Raw genomic sequence first — 7,661 nt, 5'->3', positions numbered from 1 at the left:
CGTGTTGCTACTCGCTACGACAAACTTGCCAGAAACTTCTTGGCCGCCGTCCACCTCGCCGCTCTCGTCGCTTATTGGATCAATTGAGTCTGAACCCTAGCACTACTTTGGCAGATTGTTGATTTTGCCGCGATTTATAGGATTCCCGAATCAATTGTTCAATGATTCATGGGTGGTCGGCTCTTGGAGGGCTGACCATGCCGGGATGGGAAGACGAACTCGAACGCTGGCTGATGCCGTTCTTGGACCGGCTGGGTCATAAGACCCGACAGCGGATGTGTCCTCTATATGTTGCGGGATTGATCGGTCCTGGCGATCGCAAGAGCGTTCAGCCGATGGCGGAACGCCTTGCCACGAGCAACTACGACCAGTTGCACCATTTCATTGCGGACGGCGTCTGGAACGCGACGCCGCTAGAGACAGAGCTGCTCAACCAGGCGGACCGACTTGTCGGCGGCAGGGATGCGGTGCTGGTTATTGATGACACCTCACTGCCGAAAAAGGGTGAGCGATCGGTCGGTGTTGCGGCTCAATACGCGTCGGCTCTCGGTAAAACTGCAAATTGCCAAACGCTGGTGTCTTTAACGCTTGCGCGCGGGGAAGTGCCCGTGATGGTCGCGTTACGTCTCTTTCTGCCTGACAGCTGGACAAGCGACATGCCTCGCTTGAAGCGCGCTCGCGTGCCAGTCGAACACCGAACGCCGCGGTCCAAGCCGGAGATCGCTTTGGCCGAGATTGACCGCGCGATGGCAGCCAACATACGCTTTGGATGTGTGCTGGCGGATGCAGGATACGGCCTCAGCGCGCCGTTTCGACAAGGGCTAACAGAGCGCGGGCTGGCCTGGGCGGTCGGTATCCCTCGGCACCAGAAAGTGTATCCGGTCGATGTGAAGCTCATTTGGCCGATCACCAAAGCCCGTGGCAAACCACGAAAGCACCACGTGCCCGATATCTTATCGATTGCGGCAGAACAAATGCTGGCCAGCGCCAAATGGAAAACCGTGAGTTGGCGCAGCGGGACGAAAGGTCGGCTCAAAGCCCGATTTGCTGCTCTCCGTGTCCGCACCGCCGACGGCCCTCCGCAGCGGATATGGGATAAAGGTCAGCAGCATCTCCCAGGCGACGAAGCCTGGCTCATTGGCGAGCAACGTGCCTCCGGGGAGAAGAAATACTATCTCGCCAATCTTCCGGCGACGACGGATCTGCGCACGCTGGCCGCCACCATCAAGGCACGGTGGATTTGTGAGCAGGCGCATCAACAGTTGAAGGAGGAACTTGGACTTGATCACTTCGAAGGGCGATCATGGCAAGGTCTTCATCGCCACGCCCTTATGACAATGATTGCCTACGCCTTCCTGCAACATCGTCGCCTCGCAAACGCGGGGCGAAAAAAAAAGAATCAACGGGCCTCCGCCTCAACCGACTATGCCCGCCGTACGTCACGCCATCGTCGATCTCATCCTTCGGCCGCCGCCCCAGCAGTGCCCATATTGCCGAAAGCAAATCCTTGAAAAACAGCGGCGAAAACACATTCTGCCAAAGTAGTGCTAGCCTAGTTCTCAATCACGGCATCCGCGATTAATCGCGGCGCGGCAGCGTGCCGACTTTTAACTTTAAAATGGCCAAACCCCGGATATTAATGGAAGCAGAAGGTCGTCAAGCCCTTTGGAGCCGGTCGACGTTGACCTGAGCGCCGCCGGCCACGACGTCATTGCGATTTGCTGATCTTTCGGCGCGCCAGGGTGCCTGAACGACAGCGAACAACTCGCGCCCGATCCTTCAAAAGCTGGGGCGCAAAGTGCCTCGCGTGCTGAGGGAAAGCTTCTGGAACCGATCATCGAACCGATGTCGAAAGGATGCCTAGGTACCAGCCTGGGTCATTTTGTTCGACGCACTCAAGTCTTTTGGAACGGTTGGCATGCCATTTGCTTTTCTGCTAGTCGGTTCGCGCTTCTCTGAGCCAGAGCAACGTATTTGCGAGTGAGATTATGCCGGGAATAGAAGGCCTGAAGCCACGCTTTCACTTACAGCGGCAGAGGGCTTTCGGGATGCTGACGGACGGAAGGTTCGCGCTACTGGCAACTAATGGCCGACCGAAATTGGGATAGTTATGGGAGGCTCTAAAGTTCTACAATCGCGATTGACGGCCGAGAACAAGACCTGCATCATCTGCCGACATGGCGGGTTTCGCTCGGCTCAAAGAAAAACAATTCAATGTCGATCGATGATTCTGGACGGCCCGATTTCGAGCGGGTCGCCGGCCGTCTCGGCCACCAATGGCTGCAACGCGTACGTGGAAGCGTACGCTTGGGTCATCTCGCCAGAGATCCTGCTAGGGCACGCTTTGCGGTGATCTGCAGTCGGTTCTATTTACGATCGAGGTATCCGCCGTGGTATGCTAGAGCGATAGGATGATTCTGTTCATATGAAGAGCTCTGTGCTCGCACTGAACTTGCGGCCTAACGTGGCGGCCCGAATGCATGTACGATCCGCTTGATTGATTGCTGTCGCTCTTCAATGTTACTGCCGAAGTTAACAGGTCGGGTAGCTGGCATGCCGAATACGTTCTTTCCAGAGTTCGTGAAAAACCGTCTCAATAGGAAGTGCACCGCCATATCCTGCATTCATTACGCCGGTTCATTCTCCACGATTATATCCGGCGAGCTTCATGGCCGGGAAGCTCAGTTAGGGATGCGGCTATCGAGGTCAAGCATTCGATGAACCTACATGGCCAGGTAGCATTGATCGTCGGTGGGTACGGAGCGATGGGCGCAACAATCTCCGAAACGCTGGCTAGCGCCGGAGCGACCAGCGTTATTGCCGGACGAGATGGGGATCAAGCCAGCGCGCTTGCCCACCAATTGAGCGACAAAGGCCATTTCACTATGGGTTTGGAGCTCGATGTGACCAATGTTGCGGCCATTAACGAACTTTCGGCCTCCGTGGCACAGCATTGTGGTTCGATCGACATCCTAGTGAACTGTGTCGGCTTCAATAAAGAGCAGAACCTGCTTGATGTGACGGAGGAAGTGTTCGATAAGGTCTATGCTAGAACTTTGCGCGCTGGAATGTTTCTCTCGCAAGCAGTGGCAGAGCATCAAATTGCAGCCCAAAAGGGTGGCAGCCAAATCCACCTTCTCTCCATTGGGTCATCATTCGGGTTTCGTGGCCGCGGCTTCAGCGCCTTCTGCGCAGCAAAAGGTGGGCTGGCCAGTCTGTTAAAACAGCATGCGATCGAACTCGGGACATACGGTATCACCGTCAATGGCGTTGCTCCGGGTAGGGTGCGAACTCCCAAGAACAACAGGGCCCTTGCGGACTCAAGGACATTTCAGAGGGCTACTGCGGATATTCCTCTTGGACGCTTGGCTACGCCTAACGATGTGGCTAGCGCCGTCCACTTCTTCGCGTCGTCACTGTCGCGGTTTATCACCGGCCAGATCCTCTATGTCGACGGCGGGCTCACTGCCGGTACATAGAAAACATTACGCGGACAATGACTTAGGGCTGGTCCCGGTTGTCTGAACAGAGTTTCCGCGTCATAACTGGAGGCTCTGCCGGTGTGAGGCTGCCATGCGGAGTGGCAGCCGGGTGAAGTAGGCTTGATCCGGCGTGCTGCCGTCAAGACTCGAATGGGGACGCCTGCTGTTGTAGAAGTCGAGATCTCGGCCGATCGAGCTGCGGGCCTCGCTGACGCTGTCATGGGCCCGCTGGTACACCTCCTCGTATTTGACGCTGCGCCAGAGCCGTTCGACAAACACGTTGTCTCGCCATGCGCCCTTGCCGTCCATGCTGATCGCGATGCCGTTGTCGGCGAGCACGCCGGTAAAAGCCTGTCCGGTGAACTGCGAGCCATGATCCGTGTTGAAGATGTCAGGCTTGCCGTGACGAGCCAAGGCATCCTCCAGCGTCTCGACGCAGAAGGCTGCTTCCATGGTGATCGACAGCCGCCATGAGAGAACACGACGTGTCGCCCAGTCCAGCACCACGGCGAGATAGACGAAGCCACTCGCCATCGGGATGTAGGTGATGTCCATCGCTCAGACCTGGTTCGGTCGCGTGATCTCCATGCCGCGCAGCAAGTATGGATGGATCTTGTGGCCGGGCTCGGGTCTGGTGGTGCGCGGACGGCGATAGAGCGCCTCTATCCCCATCCGCCGCATCAGCGTTTTGACATGCCGGCGGCCGATCTTGCACCCCTCGGCAGCCAGCAGGCCTCTCAGCGTTCGCGAACCAGTGAAGGGAAACTCCAGATGCAACCGGTCGAGATGCCGCATTATCGCGAGATCGGCGTCCGACACGGGCCGCGGCGGTAATTAACGCTGCTGCGGCTGATCTGCAAAACTTCCGCCTGCCTGGTGATCGATAGATCATGCTCGCGGTCGATCATGGCTTTGCGCTTAGCAATCCCGCCTTGGTGAGCGCTCCTTCTAAAAAACTGATCTCGGCGCTGCACGCCCCCTGTGGGATAGAAACGGGTTGGCGATGGACTGCGTTCGGAAGGGAGCGGCCGATACGATTTTGCTGGCATTTAACCCCGTCAAAAAACCTGGTCCATGAGCTGTTGCGGACTTGAGAGTGGTGACGCCGCATAGGCGATCTCGTTTAGGAATCTGATCAATTGCGCAGCGCAGCCCTTCCCCTCTGTCAGCAGGAGGATTGAAGATGAACCGCAAGAAGTCTAAGTCCAAGGTCGACCGCACCATGCCCATGGTGCACCCGAACGCGGCTGCCATCGACATTGGCGCGACTATGCACATGGCTGCCGTAGGAGCTGATTGCGCATTTGAGCCAGTACGCAGTTTTGGCACCTTCACGGCTGATCTCGATGAACTGGTAGAGTGGTTTGTGGAATGCGGCGTCGAGACCGTCGTCATGGAATCAACCAGCGTCTACTGGATTCTGATCTTTGAGCTTCTCGATGCACGAGGATTTGCCGTGTTTCTTGTCAACGCGCGCGATGCCAAGCACGTGCCGGGGCGCAAGACCGATGTCAGCGACGCGCAGTGCTACAGCGGCTCCATTCGTTCGGATTGCTGCGGGCGAGCTTTCGGCCGAAGGGGCAGATTGCAGAGCTGCGAGCCTACGTGCGTCAGCGCGAGCGTCTGCTGGAGTACGCCGCCTCACACATCCAGCACATGCAAAACCGAGATGAATCTTCAACTCCACCACGTTGTGGCCGACATCACGGGCGCGACTGGCCTGCGCATCATTCGCGCGATCCTTGCCGGCGACCGCGATCCTGAGGCGCTGGCGTGCTTGCGCCATTACAGTTGCCACTCCAGTGTCGAGACGATCGCGAAGGCACTCACCGGAAGCTACTGCGCGAAGCATCTGTTTGCGCTCGATCAGGCACTCGCCCTTTGCGACGCGTATCACGAAAAGGCATCTGCCTGCGACGTCCGAATCGAAGCTGTGTTGAAGGAACTCATTATCCAGAGGGGTAATGATCATGAATCAGCGCCCCCGGTCTCGCGGCGTCGGAACAGAACCGATCAAGCGAACGCTCTGGCTTTCGACGTACGCGCGTCGTTGTTTGCGCTGCTCGGAAAGGACATCACCACCATCGACGGCCTCGGTCCTTACCTCTCGCTGAAGCTGATCGCGGAATGCGCCACAATCTTACCTCATGGCCAAGTGCAAAGCATTTTACCTCCTGGCTGGGGTTGGCGGCGAGCAACAAGGTCTCCAGAGGCAAAATGCTCTCGTCACGAACGCGCCGATCCGGCGGTCGGGCCGCAGCTCTTCTGCGCCTTGCTGCCGTAACCGTCGGACGCACCGACACCGCGCTCGGCGCCTTTTATAGAAGACTATCGTCCCGCATCGGCAAGGCTAAGGCAGTCACCGCGACAGCCCGCAAGATCGCAGTCCTGTTCTACAACGCTGTTCGTCACAATGGACTGCGTCAATCCCGGGGCCTCGTCCTACGAGACACGCTACCATACGCGGGTGATCAACAATTTGCACCGACATGCCAAGGCTTTCGGCTTTGTTCTGCAGCCCTTGGAACCGGGAGCTGGTGCCGTTTCTTAGGATCGTTCTCCAGCGTCAGCTTCCGATCTTGGCGTGCAGCGACTTCACATCGATCGCAGGCGTGGCCGGCGCGGCGCTGCCAGGTCCAAAAACTCCGGAAGCGCCCCCCTCCAGCTGGGCCTTCCACGCCGTGATCTGATTGGGGTGGACGTCGAACTGCTCGGCAAGCTGAGCTAGTCCGGTCGCCCTTGAGGGCGGCAAGCGCCACCTTCGCCTTGAAGGCCGGTGTATGGTTCCGGCGTGCTCCTCTGCTCATCCTCGCTCCTGATTCGCAGGCACCAGCGTGCCCGCTGTCGGGCAGAAACTCCACTGTTCAAATTTGCGGAGCCGGCTCCAATCATCGACATCGGTTTCTCGATCGCACTCGTCTTGTTTAGTATCCTTGGATAGTGTGGTCAGGCTCCAGTTTGTACCATCACTCGTGTTATTGGGTGGCTTCTCATCTTTTCTTTACGGAGTGGCCGACCGAGGCGAGAACATCATGCTCCACACGCTCTTGAACCCGTAAGCTGTGAAGCGTATGGCGCTGGAGGCTAGGCCACCGATCATACTAAGCTTCTTTGTTTGGCTAGCCGCGAAAAAAAGAGATCGTTCCCATTCCAGTGTGTCCTCGAATGCATGGAAAGCGACGGATGTGTATGCGCGTTCGCGAATTTCGTACTCTTTCCGTACAGCTCAAGCGTGCCCTAGGTTCAGGGAAGCACGACAGTATCCTGGACTACTTTCCTTGGGGTCGAAGTTGAGGTGGGAGGAACACCCGAAACGGCTGGGATGATTCGATCATAAAATTGTCCGCTTGTACCATGGCCCCACCACGGGTTCGCGTGCGGATTTTCTTAAATCTGCGGCAACCTTCTTGTCGGGTCCGGTGAAATCTGCGGCAATTGCCACATTGATGTTTGCCGCTTGGGCAGCAAGCATAAACCCTCGTTCGGCGAAGAGTGCTATTTCTTTTTGCGATGTGGGCGCGCCGGCTTGCGACCCTTACGCAAGGTCTTTGGAGGTGCCGCACCTTTGGGTGGTTGGATGAAAAATTCAGACACATGAACGTCAAGCGTTGCCGCGATACGGTCGAGAAGATCAATCGTCGGGTTCTTCGATTGCTGCTCAATACCGCCCATATAGGAGCGGTCAATGCGGGCATCGTACGCCAACCGCTCTTGCGGAACACCGCGATCTACGCGGATCCGGCGCACATTCCAGGCGACAAGCGCACGAGCTTTCATGCGCTAAAGCAGCCATTCTGGCGGCCATCAAACCACTGGTTATAGACGTACTATTGCGGTAAGTTCGTCCAGAATGCAGATGAGCAGAGTCCGCGCGTAAGCTAAATGAAAGAGCTGGTACTGGATCCGGATATCGCCATGTCGCGCCGAATGAGACAGTGCTGACGAGTTATGACGAGCAGCATCCGATGTCGGCCTCTTGATTCGGGCCGACGGCGCCGCACGCTGAACGGCAGTTCTGCTGATCGCGCTCTGAGCGTAACGGACTGCGATCAAATGGATGCCGGCGATCGTCGGAGCGAACGAACGAAGGGACGACGGGAATAACCGCTGCCGGCCATTAATTGACTTCGGCAAGGATGGATCCTGCAGACCGCGACAATCGGTTCTCTACGAAGAGGC

General features: G+C 57.3%; 6 protein-coding genes and 3 pseudogenes. 5 read left to right on the top strand and 4 right to left on the bottom strand.

All coding sequences use genetic code 11. The features are described from left to right. The 3 genes and pseudogenes from IVA75_RS34505 to IVA75_RS34495 form a co-directional block, all read left to right on the top strand. Window positions 1-87: pseudogene (locus tag IVA75_RS34505) on the top strand (IS5/IS1182 family transposase); the annotation flags it as partial. A 74-nt stretch (window positions 88-161) separates the two neighbouring features. After that, complete coding sequence (locus IVA75_RS34500; protein WP_247284244.1) at window positions 162-1,511, top strand: IS701 family transposase; 1,350 nt, start codon at window positions 162-164, stop codon at window positions 1,509-1,511. A 1,206-nt stretch (window positions 1,512-2,717) separates the two neighbouring features. Continuing rightward, the gene (locus tag IVA75_RS34495; RefSeq protein WP_256465103.1) at window positions 2,718-3,479 is read left to right on the top strand and encodes an SDR family NAD(P)-dependent oxidoreductase; all 762 of its coding nucleotides are present in this window, start codon (window positions 2,718-2,720) and stop codon (window positions 3,477-3,479) included. A 60-nt stretch (window positions 3,480-3,539) separates the two neighbouring features. Here the strand turns inward: IVA75_RS34495 and IVA75_RS34490 are convergent. Continuing rightward, a pseudogene (locus IVA75_RS34490) lies at window positions 3,540-4,444 on the bottom strand (IS3 family transposase); the annotation flags it as partial. 221 nt (window positions 4,445-4,665) lie between these two features. Between IVA75_RS34490 and IVA75_RS34485 the strand changes: the two are divergent. Beyond that, the gene (locus IVA75_RS34485) at window positions 4,666-5,766 is read left to right on the top strand and encodes a transposase (protein WP_346658456.1); all 1,101 of its coding nucleotides are present in this window, start codon (window positions 4,666-4,668) and stop codon (window positions 5,764-5,766) included. Next, a complete protein-coding gene (locus IVA75_RS40395; protein ID WP_346658455.1) occupies window positions 5,667-6,167 on the top strand; it encodes a hypothetical protein in 501 nt (166 codons plus the stop codon). Before IVA75_RS34485 ends, IVA75_RS40395 begins: the two co-directional genes overlap by 100 nt. On the opposite strand, the pseudogene IVA75_RS34480 reads toward IVA75_RS40395, so the two are convergent. The 3 genes and pseudogenes from IVA75_RS34480 to IVA75_RS34470 all read right to left on the bottom strand — a co-directional run. Further along, window positions 6,055-6,289, bottom strand: a pseudogene (locus tag IVA75_RS34480) (transposase); the annotation flags it as partial. The gene IVA75_RS40395 and the pseudogene IVA75_RS34480 sit on opposite strands and share 113 nt — an antisense overlap. Window positions 6,290-6,813: 524 nt before the next feature. Further along, window positions 6,814-6,954 (bottom strand): hypothetical protein, encoded by a 141-nt coding sequence (locus tag IVA75_RS34475; protein ID WP_247284240.1) that lies wholly within the window; start codon window positions 6,952-6,954, stop codon window positions 6,814-6,816. 23 nt (window positions 6,955-6,977) lie between these two features. Then, window positions 6,978-7,259, bottom strand: coding sequence for a helix-turn-helix transcriptional regulator (locus tag IVA75_RS34470; protein WP_247284223.1), 282 nt, complete (start codon window positions 7,257-7,259; stop codon window positions 6,978-6,980). Window positions 7,260-7,661: the final 402 nt, after the last annotated feature.

The organism is Bradyrhizobium sp. 134 (genome assembly GCF_023074155.1).
Lineage (GTDB): Bacteria > Pseudomonadota > Alphaproteobacteria > Rhizobiales > Xanthobacteraceae > Bradyrhizobium.
The sequence above is the reverse complement of the archived record's forward strand: the minus strand, read 5'-3'. Positions and strand labels throughout refer to the sequence as shown.

Excerpts from the sequence above, each read along its gene's own strand:
- IVA75_RS34500 (WP_247284244.1), top strand. The coding sequence starts at position 162 with ATGATTCATGGGTGGTCGGCTCTTGGAGGGCTGACCATGCCGGGATGG.
- IVA75_RS34495 (WP_256465103.1), top strand. The coding sequence starts at position 2,718 with ATGAACCTACATGGCCAGGTAGCATTGATCGTCGGTGGGTACGGAGCG.
- IVA75_RS34485 (WP_346658456.1), top strand. The coding sequence starts at position 4,666 with ATGAACCGCAAGAAGTCTAAGTCCAAGGTCGACCGCACCATGCCCATG.
- IVA75_RS34475 (WP_247284240.1), bottom strand. The coding sequence starts at position 6,954 with ATGCTTGCTGCCCAAGCGGCAAACATCAATGTGGCAATTGCCGCAGAT.
- IVA75_RS34470 (WP_247284223.1), bottom strand. The coding sequence starts at position 7,259 with ATGAAAGCTCGTGCGCTTGTCGCCTGGAATGTGCGCCGGATCCGCGTA.